The sequence below is a fragment of the Hymenobacter aranciens genome (assembly GCF_030580865.1).
GTDB classification, from domain to species: domain Bacteria; phylum Bacteroidota; class Bacteroidia; order Cytophagales; family Hymenobacteraceae; genus Hymenobacter; species Hymenobacter aranciens.
In genome coordinates, this window is sequence record NZ_JAUQSY010000001.1 from 76,986 (window position 1) to 96,430 (window position 19,445).

At 65.4% G+C, this 19,445-nt stretch carries 11 protein-coding genes; all 11 read left to right on the forward strand.

All coding sequences use genetic code 11. The features are described from left to right. Positions 1-115: 115 nt before the first annotated feature. Positions 116-592, forward strand: a complete 477-nt coding sequence (gene ribH / locus Q5H93_RS00280) for a 6,7-dimethyl-8-ribityllumazine synthase (protein ID WP_305004467.1) — start codon at positions 116-118, stop codon at positions 590-592. A 203-nt stretch (positions 593-795) separates the two neighbouring features. Continuing rightward, on the forward strand, positions 796-1,179 hold the full coding sequence (locus Q5H93_RS00285; protein ID WP_305004468.1) for a TraR/DksA family transcriptional regulator: 384 nt from the start codon (positions 796-798) through the stop codon (positions 1,177-1,179). Positions 1,180-1,316: 137 nt separating this feature from the next. Then, the gene (locus Q5H93_RS00290; protein WP_305004469.1) at positions 1,317-3,233 is read left to right on the forward strand and encodes a pseudouridine synthase; all 1,917 of its coding nucleotides are present in this window, start codon (positions 1,317-1,319) and stop codon (positions 3,231-3,233) included. Between the two features lie 189 nt (positions 3,234-3,422). Then, the gene (locus Q5H93_RS00295; RefSeq protein ID WP_305004470.1) at positions 3,423-4,163 is read left to right on the forward strand and encodes a type III pantothenate kinase; all 741 of its coding nucleotides are present in this window, start codon (positions 3,423-3,425) and stop codon (positions 4,161-4,163) included. Then, the gene (gene bamG / locus Q5H93_RS00300; RefSeq protein WP_305004471.1) at positions 4,150-5,463 is read left to right on the forward strand and encodes a BamG family beta-barrel-assembly machinery protein; all 1,314 of its coding nucleotides are present in this window, start codon (positions 4,150-4,152) and stop codon (positions 5,461-5,463) included. Before Q5H93_RS00295 ends, bamG begins: the two co-directional genes overlap by 14 nt. 18 nt (positions 5,464-5,481) lie before the next feature. Beyond that, positions 5,482-6,048, forward strand: a complete 567-nt coding sequence (gene lptC, locus Q5H93_RS00305; protein WP_305004472.1) for an LPS export ABC transporter periplasmic protein LptC — start codon at positions 5,482-5,484, stop codon at positions 6,046-6,048. 17 nt (positions 6,049-6,065) lie between these two features. Further along, complete coding sequence (locus tag Q5H93_RS00310) at positions 6,066-6,332, forward strand: hypothetical protein (RefSeq protein ID WP_305004473.1); 267 nt, start codon at positions 6,066-6,068, stop codon at positions 6,330-6,332. Between the two features lie 163 nt (positions 6,333-6,495). After that, positions 6,496-8,628 carry a peptidylprolyl isomerase gene (locus tag Q5H93_RS00315; RefSeq protein ID WP_305004474.1) on the forward strand — a complete coding sequence of 711 codons (2,133 nt, stop codon included), beginning with the start codon at positions 6,496-6,498 and terminating at the stop codon, positions 8,626-8,628. 141 nt (positions 8,629-8,769) lie between these two features. Continuing rightward, positions 8,770-10,590 (forward strand): tetratricopeptide repeat protein, encoded by a 1,821-nt coding sequence (locus tag Q5H93_RS00320; RefSeq protein WP_305004475.1) that lies wholly within the window; start codon positions 8,770-8,772, stop codon positions 10,588-10,590. A gap of 609 nt (positions 10,591-11,199) precedes the next feature. After that, positions 11,200-12,177: a hypothetical protein gene (locus tag Q5H93_RS00325; protein ID WP_305004476.1), complete on the forward strand. Its 978-nt coding sequence runs from the start codon at positions 11,200-11,202 to the stop codon at positions 12,175-12,177. A 167-nt stretch (positions 12,178-12,344) separates the two neighbouring features. Further along, the gene (locus tag Q5H93_RS00330; protein ID WP_305004477.1) at positions 12,345-19,430 is read left to right on the forward strand and encodes a beta strand repeat-containing protein; all 7,086 of its coding nucleotides are present in this window, start codon (positions 12,345-12,347) and stop codon (positions 19,428-19,430) included. Positions 19,431-19,445: the final 15 nt, after the last annotated feature.

Genomic DNA, 19,445 nt, shown 5'->3' on the forward strand with positions numbered 1-19,445 from the left:
AGCTAAACATCCGGCCTATCCATCTACTTTTGTGAGCCCATCCCTAACCCCTGATTGACTCCTCGCCGCCGTCATCCTCTGCGAAATCAGCTCAATCAGTTTAAATCCGTGATTTATGGCAACTTCGTTACAAAACCTCAGCAGCTACGATTCCTCTAACTTTATCGACATCAGCGACAAACGCTTTGGGCTGGTGGTGGCCGAATGGAACCGCGAGATAACCGACGTCCTCAGCGCGGGGGCGTACGAGACGCTACTCAAGCACGGCGCGGTGGCCAAAAACATCTACCGCAACACCGTGCCCGGCAGCTTCGAGTTGACGCTGGGGGCGCAGCTGCTGGCTCAGCACGAGGAAATCGACGCCGTGATTTGCCTGGGCGTGGTTATTCAGGGCGAAACCAAGCACGACGACTACATCAACCACGCCGTGGCACAGGGCATTACGCACGTCGGGCTGAAGTATAACAAGCCGGTCATTTTCGGGCTCGTGACGACCAACACCCTGGAGCAGGCCCTGGACCGGGCGGGCGGCAAGCACGGCAACAAGGGCGTGGAGGCGGCCGTGGCAGCTATCCAAATGTTAGGCTTTTAAGTGCTTTTGCGGCTGCACTAGCGAAAGCAGCGCCGATAGCGTAACTTTGCGGCCGCAAAATCAGGCGGGCGGCTGGAGTTGTGCTGCCGGCCTCGTGCAAAAGAGCGAGTGCGGCAATAAACTATTTTGGCGAGCGCGGCGTTGCCTGGCAACTGTCGCGCAGCCACTGGCTTGCTCTTCAACGCATTTTTTGTTTTCCATTTATGAACGACGAAAACGTACGCTATTCCCGGGAGGACCTCAATGAGTTCGACCACATCATCCAGGATAAACTAGCGGCGGCCCGCAAGGAGCTGGCGTTCATCAAGGAAACGCTGAACCGCAGCAACGACATGGGCACCGACACGACGGCCTCCTCGGCTAAAGTGCTGGAAGACGGCGCCGAAACCGCTGAGAAGGAAAGCATGAACCAGCTGGCCTCGCGCCAGATGAAGTTCATCCAGCAGCTCGAAAACGCCCAGGTTCGCATCAAAAACGGCACCTACGGCGTGTGCATCGGCACCGGCAAGCTCATCCCGAAGGAGCGCCTGCGGGCCGTGCCCCACACCCAGCATTCGATTGAGGCCAAAATGGCCCGCAAAGACTAACAACGCCTCTTTTTAGTAGTCGGTAGTCAGCAACCGGTAGTCGGACGGAACCAAGTTCGGCTGTTGGGTGCTTACTACCGACTACTTTTTTACATTATTTACCGTAGCGATACGGCAACTTTTAAATTCTCTTCCTCATGGGTAAGAAGCATTTTTCGGATGATAAGGCGGACCGTCGCGGCGGCCGCGATGCCGGCGGACCGGGCGGCTACGGCCGCGGCAATGAGCGCGGCGGCGAACGGGGTGGCAATGACCGGGGCGGCGAGCGCGGCGGCTACTCCTCGGCCCGCCCTGGCAATGGCCGGCCGCCCACGAACGGCGCTTTCGGGCGCCCGGCTACCAACGGGGCATTCGGGCGGCCGAGCAACGGCGGCTTTGGCGGTAAAAAGTTTGAAGGCGGCGAGAAGCGCAGCTTCGGTGGCCCACGTCCGGAAGGGCGCAGTGGTGGCTTTGGCGGCGGCAAAAGCTTTGGCAGCCGCGAGCAGGGCGCGGGCGGGCGGCCGTTTGAGCGGCCCTACGAGCGCCGCGACGACCGGCCCCGCGTTGGCAAGGAGCAGCGCAGCGGCACCGGTTACGGCCGTTTTGACCGCAGCCAGGACGACCGCGCCCCGCGCAACAACGCGCCGCGTGAGGACGCCCGCCCGGTAAGCGACTACAAGCCCCGCGAAAACTGGTCGGGCCAGCCATACCGCCGCGATGGCGAGAAGGCCGTGCCCCGCGGCAATCCCGGCGAGCGCAACCGCAAATTCGTGAAGCAGAATCCGAACGAAGAAAGCGCGCCGGCGCGCAGCTTCAGCCCCGGCTTTGGTCGGAGCGAGCCGCGCGAATCGCGGGAGGAAGGCGGCTTCCAGCGCAGCGAGGAAACCGGGCCGAACCGGCCGATTCGCTCAGCCCGGCCGTTTGAGGCCAACCCGCCGCAGCCCCGCGAGGAGCGCGGTGCGGGGGGCTATGAGCGCGACGATGAGGGCGACCGCGCCGCTTTCGGGCGGAAGTTTACGCCCGGCGCGTTTGGCAAGCAGGAGAAATTTAACCCGCGCCACCAGGGCGGCGACCGGCCCCGCAGCGGCTCGTCACGGCCCGAAGCGCCGACGCGTAGCTCGTTCTCGGCCCAGCGCGATGCGCTGAAGGCCCAGGAGCGGAGCGTGCGGCGCTCGGGCACCGGCTACGGCAGCGATGCCGGGCAGCGGGCCACAGGCCGCCTGACGCAGCAAAACAACCGCGCCGACAAGCCCCGCTACGGCGAGGTTCCCGGCGAGGCCCCCGACTACAAAAACCTTAAGCACTACGAAGCTGACAAAAACCGCGGCAACAAGCGTCGCCGCGAGGAGGATGACGACTTCGGTACCGACGAGCTGCGTCTGAACCGCTACATCGCCAACGCCGGCATCTGCTCGCGCCGCGAGGCCGACGCGCTGATTGCGGCCGGCGAAATCAAAGTGAACGGCGAAGTGGTAACCGAAATGGGCTACAAAGTGCAGCCCAGCGACACCGTGCAGTACGGCAAAACCAACCTCAACCGCGAGAAGCTGGTGTACGTGCTGCTGAACAAGCCCAAGGACTTCATCACCACCACCGAAGACCCCGAGGGCCGCCGCACGGTGATGGACCTCGTGGCCAGCTCGTCGAAGGAGCGCATCTTCCCGGTGGGCCGCCTCGACCGCAACACGACGGGCCTGCTGCTCTTTACCAACGATGGGGAGGTGGCGCAGAAGCTCTCGCACCCTTCGCATAAGAACAAGAAAATCTATCAGGTAGAGCTCAGCCAGCCGCTGACGGAGGACCACCTGCGCCAGATTTCGGAAGGCCTGGAGCTGGAAGACGGCAAGGCCGAAGTGGACGATGTGGCCGTGGTGGCCGGCAACGCGCACTTCGTGGGCATCGAAATTCACATCGGCCGCAACCGCATCGTGCGCCGCATTTTCGAGCACCTCGGTTACGAAGTGGTGGCGCTCGACCGCGTGCAGTATGCCGGTATCACGAAGAAGGACTTGCCCCGCGGCAAGTGGCGCTTCCTGACCGAGCAGGAGGTTATTCGCCTGAAATACTTCATGTAATCCCCCCCCCAGCCGCAAAGCGGCGACACGTTGGTAGCTCAGCCATCGGTTGGAAATTACCAGAGCCGCAAAGCGGCGGCACTTCTGCTTGGTGAAATGTGCCGCCGCTTTGCGGCTCTGACCCGGTAAACAGCTGATTTAGCTACCAACGTGCCGCCGCTTTGCGGCTGGGTGCTTGCATTCTGCCTGATGCGTTCACTGGTTCTCGATATTGGTAACACGGCCGTGAAGGCGGGCTGCTTCGCCGATGGCCTGATACGCGAAACGGCCACTGGACTGGAGGCCGGGCAGGTGCGAGAACTTGTACAGCGCTGGCAGCCGCAGCGGCTCATCGTGGCGTCGGTGGCGGGTGAAGCGGCTTTGTCGGTAGCCGAGTTGCGGGAGCTGCTACCGGGTCGGGTGCTGGAATTCGTGCCGGGCACAACCAATATTCCCCTAAAAAACGTTTACGCCACGCCACACACACTGGGCGCCGACCGACTGGCGGCGGCCGTGGGCGCGGCCAGCTTGCGGCCGGGGCAGGACACGCTGATTATTGACGCCGGCACGGCGCTGAAAATCGACCTCGTGACGACCGACGGCACCTACCACGGCGGCAGCATTGCGCCGGGGCTGCGCATGCGGCTGCGGGCCCTGCACGAATTCACCGGGCGGCTGCCGCTGCTGGAGCTGCCGACGGGCGATGCAACGGTTTCCCTTACTGGCGACTCCACTAGGGGCGCCATGCTGAGTGGCGTGGTGAACGGCACGGTGGCCGAAATCGACGGCTTCGTGGCGCAGTACCGGCGGCGCTGGCCGGCGCTGGGCGTGGTGCTGACGGGCGGCGATGCCACCTTTCTGGCAGCGCGGCTGGTAGCGCGTATCTTTGTAGTGCCCGAGCTAGTGCTGCTGGGGCTAAATCGGATTTTAACCTATAATGTTGACGAATAAGGACGTGAAAGGCGCGGTGCTGGCTGGTTTATCAATCTTGCTGGCGGGCGGTGCGCAGGCCCAGGGGCTGGGCAATTCGCCCTACTCCCGCCTGGGTTTGGGCGAGTTCAGCGGCAACGTGGGCGGCGTGCGGCAGATGGGTATGGGCGGCGTAGGCCTGGCGGCACCCAATGCGGTGAACGTGAACGAGCTGAACCCCGCGCTGCTGTACTACACCGGCCGCACCACCTTCGAGGCGGGCTACACCGGGCAGTACAAAACTATCTCCAACGCCACGTCGTCGAACCGGAGCGGCAGCGGCAACCTGGGCTACTTAGCCTTAGCCGTGCCGCTGAGCAGCAAATGGGCGGCCGCCGTTGGCCTCAAACCCCTGAGCACGGTCGATTACGAGTCGAACGTCGAGCAGTTGGTGGACGGCGCGCCCGACGGGACCAAGTCGCAAAAGCAGTACCTCGGCACAGGCTCGCTTTCCGAAGCCTACCTGGCGCAGGGCTACCACATCACGAAGTTCCTGAGCCTGGGCTTCACGGCTTCCTACGTGTTTGGAACGGTGGACGAAACTACCGGCACTACCGTGAAGCCCGCCGGCGGCTTGGCCAGCAACAAGATTGTGGAGCGCGACCACACCAAGTATTCCGACTTTGCTTTCCGGGCCGCCGCACACTACCGCCAGAAGCTCAATAGCAAGCTCAACCTGAACGTGGCGGGCGTGTACAGCTTCGCATCCGATTTGAGCGGCCTGCGCACCAGCAACCAGGAGCGACAGGACGCTAACGGCGCCATCCTGAGTAGCACCGGCATTGTGGACGCCAAGGGGGTCAGCAAGCTACCGACGATGGTACAGGGCGGCTTGAGCCTCGACAACGGCAAAAACTGGAGCATCAGCGCCGACGTGGCGCAGCAGCAGTGGTCGAAGTTCTCGAACTTCGGCGTGGTTGGTACCCCGCTCAACGACACCTGGCGCGTGGGCCTGGGCGGCGAACTGACGCCCGACCCGGGCTCGGTGGAGCACTACTTCCAGCGCGTGAGCTACCGCGTGGGCGTGAGTGCGCAGCAGCTGCCCTACCGCCCCGGCAACCAGGTGCTGTACGACCGCGCCGTGAGCTGGGGCTTTGCCTTCCCGCTGCCTACGGCTACGCCCATGGATGCCACCACGCTGTCGCTGGCCTTCACCTACGGCGTGCGCGGCAACCAGGACGTGCTGGGCAACGGCAACAGCAACGTGCGCGAGAACTACATCAAAGGGCAGTTTGGCGTGACGCTGAACAACCGCTGGTTTGTGAAGCGCCGCCTCCAATAGTCGCCGGTTTTGCAGAAAATGCAGATTTCACAGATGCTGGGAGGGGTGGGGCAGTGGTGGCCGCTGCTGGCCGGGCTGGCGCTGCTGGGCTGCGACGACAAGAAGGCCACCGGCCCGCTGCAAACCTACACCGGCCCGCTGATGGAGACCACCAACGTGCGTACGCTCTTCAGCGACTCGGCTAAGCTGAAGCTGAAGCTGACGGCCCCGCTGGAGCAGCAGTTCGAAAACGGCGACGTGATTTATCCGAAGGGCATGGTGGTGACCTTTTACCAGGGCGACGGCAAGACCGTGGTGAACACCCTCACCGCCAAATATGGCAAGGTGGACAAGCTGAAAAGCCTCTACATCATGCGAGGCGATGTGCGGGTGGTGAACGTGCCCCAGCAGCAGCGCATGAACACCGAGGAGCTGTTCTTCGACAAGGCCAAGCAGCAGATATACACCGACTCGGCGATGAAGGTGCACGTGGAAACGCCCACCGAGCGCCTGGAAGGCTACGGCCTGACCGCCAACCAGGATTTTTCGCGCTACCGCATCACGCGGCCCACCGGCTTTTTCGATAAGGTGAGCGCCGGGCAATAAGCTGCCCTTCCAGAACTATGAAATTCGACAAACATCTTTTGCGCACGGTGCTGTTTTCGCTGGGCATTGTGGCGCTGGTGATTGGTATCTACCAAACCATCTTCTACAACGACCTGCAGCGCAACTACTGGCTGTTTATGGTGGCCATGACCTGCTGGATGCCTTTGCTATACTGGCGGCAGCAGGAGGCGCTGGCGGCCAAAGTAGCCGCGCAGGAAGCCAAGCTGGCGAAGAATAAACCCCGGCCCGCCGGGGGCTCCCAAAAACCTAAAAAACGACGCTAACTAAACTCCCACCCACCGCGCAAGGACCCGAATTGTTTGCCCGAAAGGCAGATTTTTTGGGGCCCGACCAGATATAGCAGGGGGCAAAACTTTGATTGCCCGCTAAATTATGGTTATTTTGCGCCTCTTTTGACCATACTGAATAGGTTCCTTTCGTACGTAAATGGCTTTAATTAACACGATTCGAGAAAAATCTGGCTGGGCGGTAGGCACCGTGGCCATTGGCATGCTGCTCTTTATTGTGGGCGGCGACCTGCTGGGCGGCAAGAACAATTTGTTCCGCGGCGACGACCAGGTCGTGGGCGAAGTGGCCGGCGAGAAAATCGACTACAACACCTACAACGCTGCCCTCGAGCAGGCCAAGCAGGCCTTCGTGGCCCAGCAGGGCCGCCAGCCCGACGACCAGACCATGGGCTACCTGCGCGACCAGGCCTGGAACCAGACCATGTACCGCATCGCCTTCCAGAAGGAGTGGGACAAGCTGGGGCTGACCGTGAGCGACGACGAGCTCGTGGACATGGTGCAGGGCGACAACATCAACGCCGGCCTCAAGCAGGCTTTCACCGACAAGGCCACCGGTCAGTTCGACAAAGCCAAGCTGATTGACTACCTCAAGAACCTCGACAAGATGCCCCCGGAGCAGCAGGCTGCCTGGCGCAACTTCGAGGCCCAGCTGCCGGCCGAGCGCCTCGGCAACAAATACAATGCCCTGCTGAAAAACTCGGTGTACGTGACCACCGCCGAGCTGAAGCGCTACAACGAAAACCAGAATACCAAGCTGAACCTGCGCTACCTGTTCGTGCCCTACAGCACGATTTCGGACTCGACGGTGAAGCCCAGCGATGCCGAGCTGCAAGCCTACCTCGACGCCCACAAGGGCAAGTACAAGGTGGAGGACGGCCGCACCATCGAGTACATCACCATCCCGGTGATTGCCTCGAAGGAAGACAGCGCCGCCGTGAAGGCCACGATGGCGACGCTGAGCGAGCAGTTTGCTTCGGCTCCGGTCGATTCGCTGTTCGTGAAGCTCAACTCGGACCAGCCCTACAACAAAACCTTCCGCGGGCCCGACGCCCTGCCCGAGGAGCTGCGCAAGCAGCTGCCCCTGACCGCGGGCCAGGTGTACGGCCCATTTGCCGAAAACGGCACCTACTCGCTGTATAAAGTAACCGGTACGCAGGCCGGGACGGCCGCCTCGGCCCGCGCCAGCCACATCCTCATCAAAGCTGACGGCACTACGCCGGAAGCTGACGCCGCCGCCAAGGCCAAAGCGCAGGACTTGCTGAATAAAATCAAAGGTGGGGCCGACTTCGCGGCCATGGCCCGGCAGTTTGGCACCGACGGCACCAAGGACCAGGGCGGCGACCTCGGCTGGTTTGGCCAGGGCCGCATGGTGCCCGAGTTCGAGAAGGCCATTTTCGGCGCTTCCTCGCTGGGCCTGCTGCCCACGCTGGTGAAGACGCAGTTCGGCTACCACATCATCAAAATCACCGCGCTGCCGACCAAGCAGCAGTACCAGGTGGCTGAGGTGAAGAAGACCATCACCCCGAGCGACGAAACCCGCGAGGTGGCCTACGCCAAGGCCCAGCAGCTGAAAGGCGAAGCCAACGACCTCGCCAGCTTCCGCGCCCTCGTAACCAAAGACAAAACCCTGCAGAAGCAGGAAGCCGCGAACCTCGACCGCGCCGCGCGGGCCGTGAACAACCTGCAGAACGCCCGCTCCATCGTGCGCTGGGCCTACGGCGCGGGCTTCAACCAGACCGGGGCCGATGCCAAGGTGGGCGACGTGTCGCCGGTGTTTGATGACCTCGGCGACCAGTACGTGATTGCGGCCCTGACGGGCGAGCGCAGCAAGGGCACCGCCACCGTGGAGGGCCTGCGCCAGGAGCTCAGCACCCAGGTGCGCAATGAAATGAAGGCCAAGCAAATCATCGCCAAGCTGCCCAAGACCGGCACGCTCGACGAGATGGCCGCCAAATACGGCAACACCGCCCTCGTGAACACCGCCGACGGCGTGGTGCTCGGCCAGGGCAGCATCCCGAACGTGGGCTTCGAGCCGCTGGCGGTGGGCAAGGCCTTCGCGCTGAAGGTGGGCCAGAAGTCGGCCCCGATTGAGGGCGAGCAGGGCGTGCTGGTGGTGGAGCCCACGGCGCTGGTGCCCAGCACGACGCCTTTCGACGCCAAGGCTTTGCGCGCCCAGCTCACGCAGCAGCGCAGCGGCCAGCAGGATGGCAAGATTTACGAGGCCATCAAGGCGCACGCCAACGTGAAAGACAACCGCTCGAAGTTCTTCTAAGCTGCCTCGACTGGAAATTGAAAAGGGCCGTACCTTCGGGGGCGGCCCTTTTTGTTTGTCGGGCTGGCCCTGGGGCCGGATGACGATGAACGAACTACCGCAACGCCGACGTTTACCCGCTGGCCCATTGCCCTGATTCCTATGCGTTATTTATTCCTTGCCGCGGCTCTTTCGCTGACTACTCCGCTGCTGGCCCAGCCCGGCCAGGGCCCGGTGCCCGCCGAAGGCACCACGCTGGCCCGCGACTACGCCCGGCGCGGCGAGCACGAAAAGGCGGTGTTTCTGTTTGCGCGGCTGAAAAGCGCGGAGCAGGTGAGCCCCGCCATCTTCCCGGAGTACCTGGCCTCCCTGCAAGCCTTGAAGCGCTACAAGGAGGCCGAAAAGCTGGCTAAGCGCGCCGTGAAGCAGCACCCCGAGGAGGGCGGCTTCGGAGTGCTGCTGGGCGGGGTGTATCAGGCGGCCGGCGATGCCCCGGCGGCCGAGAAGCAGTGGACCAAAGTAATCACGCAGCTGACCCCGGCCCAGGTGGCGCCGGTGGCCACGGAGTTTGGGCGGCGCGAGCTGCCGGCCTGGGTTGAGAAAACGTATTTGCGGGGCCGCGAGCTGGCGAAGAACGAGACGGAATACGCCCCGCAGCTCATTCAGCACTATACCCAGACGGGCGAGCAGCCCAAGCTGCTGGCCGAAACCCTGCGCCTGGTGCAGCGCGACGAGCAGCAGCTGCCCTTCGTGCGCAACATGCTGCAGAACGCCCTCAAGGAGGAAAAAGACTTTGATGCGCTGGAAAAGCTCCTGCTCACGGCCACCCAGGAGCACCCCGAGCAGGCCAGCTACTCGGAGCTGCTGCTGTGGCTGCAGGTGCAGCGGCGCGACTTCGCGGGCGCCCTCATCCAGGCGCGGGCGTTGGATAGGCGCGGCAAGACCCAGGGGGCGCGGGTGATGGATTTGGCCAGCATTGCGCAGCAGAACAAGGACTATGAAAGCGCCATCGAGGGCTTCGGCTACGTGGTGCGGGAGTACAAGACCGGGCCGTATGGCAACGCGGCGCGGCAGCGGCTGCTGCAGGCCCGCGAGGCCCAGGTGCGCGAAACCTACCCGGTGGATATGGCCAAAGTGCGGGCCCTGGCCACCGAATACGAGGCCCTGCTGACGGAGCTGGGCCGCACGCCCGACACCGCCCCGCTGATGCGCAACCTGGCCAACCTCTACGCTTTTCAGCTGGACGAGCGGCCCCGGGCCATGACCATGCTGGAAGAGGTGACGGCCATGCCCCGCGCCAGCGACGAGGTGGTGGACCAGGCCAAAATCACCCTCGGCGACTTGTACCTGCTCAAGGCCGAGCCCTGGGAGGCCACGCTGCTGTATTCGCAGGTCGAGAAATCGCACAAGGAGACGCCGCTGGGCTACGAGGCCAAGCTGCGCAACGCCCGGCTGAGCTACTTCGCGGGGGACTTTAAGCTGGCGCAGAGCCACCTCGACATTCTGAAAGAGGCCACGACCCGCGAAATCAGCAACGATGCCATGCAGCTTTCGCTGCTCATTCAGAACAACACCGTGGAGGACACCCTGGGGCTGGGGCTGAAGGCCTACGCGGCGGTGGAGGAGCTGGTGTTTCAGAACAAGCTGGCGGCGGCCATCACGGGGCTTGATGCGCTGCTGCTGAAGTACCCCGGCCACAGCATCAGCTACGATACCTACTACCTGAAGGCGCAATTGCAGCGCCGGACGGGCGACTTCGCGGGGGCGCTGACGACGCTGGAGCGCATCACGCTGAACCCCAAAGTGGACGTGCTGAGCGACGACGCCCTGTTTCTGACGGCCCGCATTCAGGAGGAGGACTTGAAGGACAAGGCCAAGGCCCAGGAGCTGTATCAGCAGGTGATTACGAAGTACCCGGGCAGTATTTATGGGGCGGAGGCGCGCAAGCGGTTTCGGAAGCTGCGAGGCGACGGGGTGCAGTAGGGGAGGGAGGTCTGGCGTTCAACCCCACCCCCTGACCCCCTCCCCTTCGGGAGAGGGGGCACCGGTCATGCACCTTTCGTATGTCGTCAGGCTCCCCCTCTCCGCCGGAGAGGGGGCCGGGGATGAGGTTGGCCGGGCGGGCAGCGACCAGGTAAAAACAACGGGGCGACCAACCTGCTCGGGTTGGTCGCCCCGTTGTTTTTAGGGGTGGCCGGGCAGCTCGCACCGCCTGTTCCCAAAAACTACGGGATGGCCTGGCAGCTCTGGCGGCCCATCCCTAAAAACTACGGGATGGCCTGGCAGCCCTCGGAGGCCATCCCTAAAAACTACGGGATGGCCTGGCAGCTCTGGCGGAGCATCCCTAAAAACTACGGGGTGGTCTGGCAGGGCTGGCGGGCCATGCCTAAAAATTTGGCGCTGGCCTGACAGTTCACCCAAGCCAGCCTGCAACGTTTTGCAAGCGACTGACAGGTTTTGCGTTAGGCTCAAAAAGGATTTTTAGGGGAAATTTATTTCGAAAAGTTCGCCCTTACCAAAAAAAGCACTACTTTGGCCCCGCTAACCAGCTGTTTAGGGTAAATGGCTTCGGCAGTAGCACTCTCGATTACGATGCGCAAAATCGTATACCTGCTCGGCGACTTGTTTAAGGACGACAATCGCCCCATTGAAGACACCTCGGCGGGCTTTTTGGAGCACAATACCCTGCTCCAGGACATTGCCGACCCCGACGGCCGGCTCACCCTCATCAAGAGCCAGACGCAGGCCCTCGCCATGGAGCTTACCACCTGCGAAACGGCCATCGGCAAGGGCCAGGCCCAGCAGCACGGCGGCCGCGAGCTCACGCAGGCGGAGTATGATAAGGTGATGAAAATCATTCGGGAAAACGAGAGTGCCCTGCGCAACCGCTACGTGGTGAAGGACGCGGAGCTGCGCAAGCGGCTCTACGACCTGTGGTACGCCAACAAGCTGGTGCCTTACAATGCGGCCAACCTGAAAACCATGCCCGGCATCGTGCGGACCTACCTCGAAATTCTGGAAGACGAGAAAGGCAGCCTGCCGAAGGATTTCTACGAGGAGACCGTGAAAGACCTGACACCCTTTGCCGAAACCCGCAGCAACCAGCAAAAGCAAATCAACGCCACGCAAAAGGCCATTGCCGACCGGCAATTGCTATTGCCCAGGCTCACCGAGCAGCTTACGGCCAACCTGCACGAGCTGTGCGTATTTTATCGGACTGACAAAATGCAGGTGCTGACGTACTTCAACCCGCGCTACTTTGAGGTGCAGGTGAGTGCGCGCCCCGGCCACTACACCGCCCGCGTGGCCACCCGCCACACCAACCAGGTACTCGACGTGCTGGACGCCCAGCAGAAATACACGAAGGTGAAGCTGGCCGTGAAGGAGAGCATCGACCTGTGCTTCTACCGCGGCGACGACAGCCAGACGCCCCCGCCCGCCGAGCCCCTGCTCGTGAGCAAGGGCTCGCCCGTGACCCTGCCCCTGGCCGAGCTGCCCGGCAGCGGCGCGCTGCTGCTGGTGCGCAATGCCACGGCCTACGTGGGGCACTACGTGGTGGATTTGAGCTGAGCCATAGCGCCACGAAGACAATTAGCAGCCCGCCCGGCTATTGGACGCCAATAGCCGGGCGGGCAAGTAACTTTGGCGTAGTCTTTGAATTGCTGCGTCGCGGCGGGCTCTCCTGGTCGGGGAGCCCGCCTGTGTTTCTTATCCAACCAATCACCTTACGTTTCTTTATGTCCAACAATTATCCTCTGCTCCGGCAGGCGGCTACCTTCTTGTCCGGGCTGGCGCGGCCTGGGCGGGCGCTGCTAGCGGCCACCGGGCTGCTGGCCGCTGCTGGCCCGGCCCTGGCCCAAACCACACCCTCCTGGCAGCTGGCCACCAGCGGCAACAACGTGGAGCCGACCATCGGCGGTAGCTCCACCACCCAGGCCACGGCCGTGGACCCAGCCACCGGCAACGTTTACAGCACGGGCTACTTTACCGGCACGGTCACCTTCGGCAACACCAGGCTGGTGAGCGTGGGCGCCGACGACCTCTTTGTAGCCAAGTGGGATGTGGCGGCCGGCGCCTTCACCAGCGCCGTGCGCGGCGGTGGCGCTACCGGCAACGACCGGGGCCTGGGCATTGCCGTGCTGAGTGCCGGGGGCGTGAGCAGCGTGTACGTAACGGGCTACTTCATTGCCGGCGGCACCAGCGGCACCAGCGCCAGCATCGCGGGCACCACCCTGCCCGGCACCGGCAGCAGTGTCGATATGTTCGTGGCCAGGTATACCGACGCGGGCACGGGCCTGACTAGCGGCGGCGCCCGCAGCGGCGGGGGCAGCGGCTCGGAAATCGGCTACGGCATTGCGGCAGTGCGCGCCGGAACAACCAACACGGTGTACGTGACGGGCCAAATAGGCAGCGGCGGCGGTACCAGCATCGCGGGCACCACCCTGCCCGGCACCGGCAGCAGTGTCGATATGTTCGTGGCCAGGTACACCGACGCGGGCACGGGCCTGACCGACGGCGGCGCCCGCAGCGGCGGGGGCAGCGGCACCGACTCGGGCCAGGGCATTGCGGCGGTGAGCACCGGCACCACCACCAGCGTGTACGTGACGGGCAATTTCGTTAGCGGCACCGGGGTCAGCATTGCGGGCACGCCCCTGACCAACACCGCCACCGGTACCGACGTGTTTGTGGCGCGCTACACCGACGATGGTACGGACCTGACCAACGCCGGGGCTGTGCGCGGCGGCGGCCCCGGCACCGACTCGGGCCAGGGCATTGCGGCGGTGAGTGTCGGCACCACCACCAGCGTATACGTGACGGGCTACTTCACCAGCGGCGCCAGCACTACCAGCGCCAGCATCGCGGGCACCTCGCTACCCGGCACCAGCAGCGGCACCGACGTGTTTGTGGCCAAGTACACCGATGCGGGCACGGGCCTGACCGGCGGCGGGGCTGTGCGCGGCGGCGGCAGCGGTGCCGACCGAGGTCTGGGTATTACCGCCGGCACCACCACCAGCGTGTACGTGACGGGCTACTTCACCAGCGGCGCCAGCACTACCAGCGCCAGCATCGCGGGCACCTCGCTACCCGGCACCAACAGCGACACCGACGTGTTTGTGGCCAAGTACACCGATGCGGGCACGGGCCTGACCGGCGGCGGGGCTGTGCGCGGCGGTGGGAGCGGTGCCGACATCGGCTACGGCATTGCCGCCGCCGGGGGTACCACTAGCGTGTATGTCGGCGGCGTAGTGGGCGCCGGCGTGGGCACCTTCGGCAGCGGGGAGCGGCGGCTGGCCCCCATCTACTCGGCCCTGCTGGGGCAGCTGACCGACGCCGGGACCACCCCAAGCTGGGGCAACGTCGAAGGCCCCTTGCAGGGCGGTAGCTCCGAGACCAGGGCCACGACCGTAGACGCGGCCACCGGCAACGTGTACGTGACGGGCATCTTCCAAGGCACGGTGGGCTTCGGCCTCACCCGGCTGGTGAGCGTGGGCAGCTACGATGTGTTTGTGGCCAAGTGGGATGCAAGGGCCGGCGCCTTCACCAGCGCCGTGAGCGGTGGCGGCCCTAGCGACGACCGGGGCCTGGGCATTGCCGTAGCCAACGTGGGGGGCGTGAGCAGCGTGTACGTGACGGGCTCCTTCCAGAGCTCCGCCGCCAGCTTCGCGGGCAGCCCGCTGGTCTTCAACGGCGGCACCACCGACCTGTTTGTGGCGCGCTATACCGACGCGGGCGCAGGCCTGGTGAGCGGCGGGGCTGTAGGCGGCGGTGGCGGCGGCTCCGATGGCGGCCAAGGCATTGCGGCGATAAGCGCCGGGGGCATCACCAGCGTGTACGTAACGGGCTATTTTAACAACGACCCCACCGTTGCCAGCATTGCGGGCAGCGTCCTGTCTGGCCCTACCACCCGAACCAAGCTGTTTGTGGCGCGCTACACCGACGCCGGCCTGGGCTTGGTCGACGGCGGGGCCCTGAGCAGCAGCAGTAACAATATCAGCAGCGAGTTCGGCAACGGCATTGCGGCGGTGCGTGCCGGGGGCATCACCAGCGTGTACGTAACGGGCGCATTCGCCAGCAACACCAGCACCACCATTGCGGGCAGCACGCTGGCCAACACCGGCGCCAATGTCGATATGTTCGTGGCGCGCTACACCGACGCGGGTACGGGCTTGGCCGAAGGCGGCGCCCGCAGCGGCGGCGGTGCTGCCGACGAAGACCGGGGTATGGGCATCGCGGCGGTGAGCGCCGGGGGCGTGAACAGCGTGTACGTGACGGGCTACTTCACCAGCGGCACCGGCGCCAGCATTGCGGGCACCACGCTGGCCGGCACTGGCACCAGCAACGACCTATTTGTGGCCAAGTATACCGACGCGGGCACGGGCCTGACCGACGGCGGCGCCCGCAGCGACGGCGGCAGCAACACCGACATCGCCACCGGCAACGATGCCGGCCTGGGCATTGCGGCAGAAAGCGCCGGGAGCGTGAACAACGTGTACGTGACGGGCTACTTCGTCAGCGGTCCCGGCTCGCGTATCGCGGGCACCACCCAGGTCACCACGAACACCACCGACCTGTTCGTGGCGCGCTACATCGACACGGGCACGAGTCTGGCCAACGGCGGCGCACGCAGCGGCGCCAGCGCCAACAACGTTGATTTCGGCTACGGCATTGCTGCCGCAAGGGGTGCGGTATATATCGGGGGCAGCATCGTGCCCGTTGCTGCCTTTGGCAGCATCACCCTGGTCAACCCGGCCGGCAGCACTATCAACTTCCTGGGCCGGGTGGCCTTCGACCTGCCTACGCTCAGCAGCCTCTCGGCCAGCAGCGGGGCGGCCGGCAGCACCTTCGCGGCCACCGGCACCTTATTGAGCGGCGCCGCGGCCATCACCTTCACCCCGGCCAGCGGCCCGGCCACCAACGCCCCGGCGGGCTATGTGGTGGCCAGCGCCACCAGCATCACCGGCATCGCGGTGCCGGCCGGCCTGTCCCCCGGCACTTACACTCTCACCGTAACCACGCCCAACGGCACCACCAACGGGCTGCCATTCACGGTAACTGCCCCGGTGTCCACCATCAGCAGCTTCACACCGGCCAGCGGGCCGGCCGGCATCCCCGTCACCATCACCGGCACCGGCCTGGATGTCGTGACCGGCGTGCGCTTCGGTACGGGCACGCTCACCACCAACTTCGTGAGCCAGTCGGCCACCAGCCTCACGGTGCGGGTGCCGGTGGTGGCGGCCACGGGCCCGCTCACGCTCACCGACAACAACGGTGCCAGCGTAAGCAGCAGCACCAACTTCACCTACACACCCCGCACCGACCTGGTGGCTACGCTCAGCCCGGCCGGGCCGCTCGATGCCTGCCAGCCCCGCACCCTCACGGCCTCGGCTACGACGGCGGCCTTCGCCACGGGCACGGGCTTCGATGGCTACGTACAGACCGTGGTGGCGCAGGCCGACGGCAAGGTGCTGGTGGGCGGCAGCTTTACCACCTACCAGGGCACAGCGGCCAGCCGCTTCATCCGCCTTAACGCCGATGGCAGCCGCGACACGGGCTTCAACGTCGGCAGCGGCTTCAACAACCTGGTGCAAACCGTGGCGGTGCAGGCCGACGGCAAGGTGCTGGTGGGCGGCAACTTCACCCAGTACGACGGCGTGGCGGCCGGCCGCCTCATCCGCCTGAACGCCGACGGCAGCCGCGACACGGGCTTCAACATCGGCACCGGCTTCAGCAGCGACGTGTACGCCGTGGCCCTGCAGGCCGACGGCAAGGTGCTGGTGGGCGGCCTCTACTCCAATTTCAACAACACGTCTGGCCTCAACCGGCTGGTGCGCCTGAACGCCGACGGCAGCCGCGACACGGGTTTCAGCATCGGCACGGGCTTCAACGGCAGCGTGGCGGCCATTGCCGTGCAGGCCGACGGCAAGGTGCTGGTGGGCGGCCAGTTTACCCAGTACAAAGGCGGCACCCAGAACCGCCTCATGCGCCTCAACGCCGACGGCAGCCGCGACGCGGGCTTCACCCTAGCGGGCACGGGCTTCGGCAACACCATCCTGACCCTGGCAGTGCAGGCCGATGGCAAGGTGCTGGCCGGCGGCCAGTTCACCAGCTACAGCGGCACGGCGGCCAACAGCCTCGTGCGCCTGAATGCCGACGGTAGCCGCGACGCGGGCTTTACTGTGGGCACGGGCTTCAACGATATCGTGCAACACCTCGCCCTGCAAGCCGATGGCAAGGTGCTGGCGGTCGGCAACTTTAGCGGCTACCAGGGCGTGGCCGCCGGCCGCATGGCCCGCCTCAACACCGACGGCAGCCGCGACACGGGCTTTACCACCATCGGCACGGGCTTCAGCAGCACCGTGTATGCCGTAGCGGTGCAGGCCGACGGCAAGCTACTGGTCGGGGGCGACTTCGCCCGCTACGGTGGCGCGCTGGTAGGCGGCCTGACGCGGCTGACCGCCGACGGCAGCCGCAACGACGTGCCCACGGCCGTAAGCGGAGCCACGTTCACCTTCGCGCCGGGCGGCAGCACCACCAATCCGCTGGTCACGAGCACGGCGGGCAGCTACACCGTCACGGCCAGCCTCGACGGCAGCACCTCGAACCCCTCGAACGCGGTAGTGCTCACGGCCTGCGCCGTGCCCACGCTCACGGCCATCAACCCCGGCAGCGGCCCCATCGGCACCAGCGTCACCCTCACGGGCACCAACCTGGCCGTGGCCACCAGCGTGAGCTTCAACGGCACCGCGCAGACGACCATTACGAACAACACCGCCACCAGCCTGACGGTGCTGGTGCCCGCCGGCGCCACCACCGGCCTCGTGACGGTGACCACGCCCGACGGCACCTCGAACGGGCTGACGTTCACCGTGACCGTCACCTATCCCGACCTGGTTATCAGCACCGGCACTACGGCCGCCCCCGTGGCCGCCGGCACCTATAACAGCATCACCGTGACCGGCACCGGCTTTGCCAGCCTGAGCGGGGCCGTGGTGGTGAACAGCGCCGTGAGCATCAGCGGCAGCCTCGCCACCAATTGCCAGCCCCTGACGGGCGCGGGCAGCTTCACCCTGAATGCCGGGGCCACACTGCACATCTGCGATGCGGGGGGCATCAGCGCCAGCGGCAGCACCGGCGCGGTGCGGGTAACGGGCGCACGCAGCTTCTCGCCCGGAGCCGACTACGTGTATGACGGTCCGAGCGGCCAGGTAACCGGCAGCGGCCTGCCCGCTACCGTGCGCAACCTGAGCTCGACCAACCCCACCACCCTGACCCTCTCGCAGGCCCTGAGCATCCGCCAGGTGCTCACGCTTCACGCGGGCGACCTCAACACCTTCGGCCAAGCCCTGACGCTGCTCTCCGACGCCAGCGGCACGGCCCTGGTGGCCAGTCTGGACCAGGGCGCAATACTGGGCAATGTGACTGTGCAGCGCTACATCGACGGCTCGCGCAACGCCGGGCTGGGCTACCGCCACCTCAGCGCCCCCACGACGGGCCAGACCATCGGCTCCTTCGCCTCGGGCGGCACCGCGCAGGTGGTGAACCCGGCCTACAACACCTCGGCCACGCCCAACTTGGTCACGCCCTTCCCCACGGTACTCTACTACAACCAGGCCCGCCTGGCTACCTCGCCCGCCACCAGCCTGTCGGCCTTCGACAAGGGCTGGGCGTCGCCCACCGGCCTTGCCGACGCCGCGCCCATAGCCATTCGCGGGTTCACGTTGCAGCTGCCGGGGGCCAGCACGCTGAGCTTCACGGGGCAGGTGGGCAACGGCAATGGGTCGATACCCCTGAGCCGCGCCAGCGGGGCCACGGCCGCCGACGCGGGCTGGAACTTCATCGGCAACCCCTATCCCTCGCCGCTGGACCTGAGCACCGTGCAAGCCAGCCAGCGTACCAACGTGGACGCGGCGGTGTACGTGTGGGAGAGTACCTCGCGCTATGGCGGCCAGTACCGCAGCTACGTCAACGGTATGGGCGGCGGCAACCCACTCATCGGCAGCAGCCAGGCCTTCTGGATGCGCGTGAGTGCCGGCCAGACCAGCGGTCAACTGACTCTCAACAACAGTAACCGCGTGACCAGCTACGCTCAGCAAGCCCCCGTGCGCCGGGGCGCGGCCGATGCGCGCCCGCAGCTCACGCTGGCCCTGGCCGGGGCCGGCTTGGCCGACGAGCTGACGCTCTATGCCGAGGCCGGGGCCACCGCCGGCTTCGACGGCTCGTATGACGCCGCCAAGCTGCCCAACCCCCACGGCCTGAACCTGGCTGCGCTGGCCGCCACCGGCCAAGCGCTGGCCATCGACGGCCGGGCCGACTTCGCCACCACCACGGCCATTCCGCTGACGGTGGGCGTGCCCGCGCCGGGCACCTACACCCTCACGGCCGCCACCCTGGCCAACCTGCCCGCTGACACCCGCGCCGAGCTGGTCGATACCCAGACCAACACCCGCACCGCGCTGACGGCCGGCACCAGCTACACCTTCACCATGAGCAGCACCACCGCTCCCGGCCGCTTCTGGCTGAACCTGACGCCCGCCGCTGCGCCGCTAAGCACGGCCGCCGGCGCGCTGGCCGCCCAGGCCCTGGTGTACCCCAACCCGGCGCACGAGCAGTTCACGCTGCTGCTGCCCGCGGTGGCGGGCGCCTCGCAGGCCACGGCCACGCTGCTCAACAGCCTGGGCCAGGTGGTGAGCACCCGCGTGCTGCCCCTTACGGCGGGCGGCGCCACGGCCACCTATAGCACCACCAGCCTGGCGGCGGGCGTGTACGCCCTGCGCTTGCAGGCCGGCGCCGAAACCGCTACCCTGCGCGTGGTAGTGGAGTAATTCAGCACCGCAATG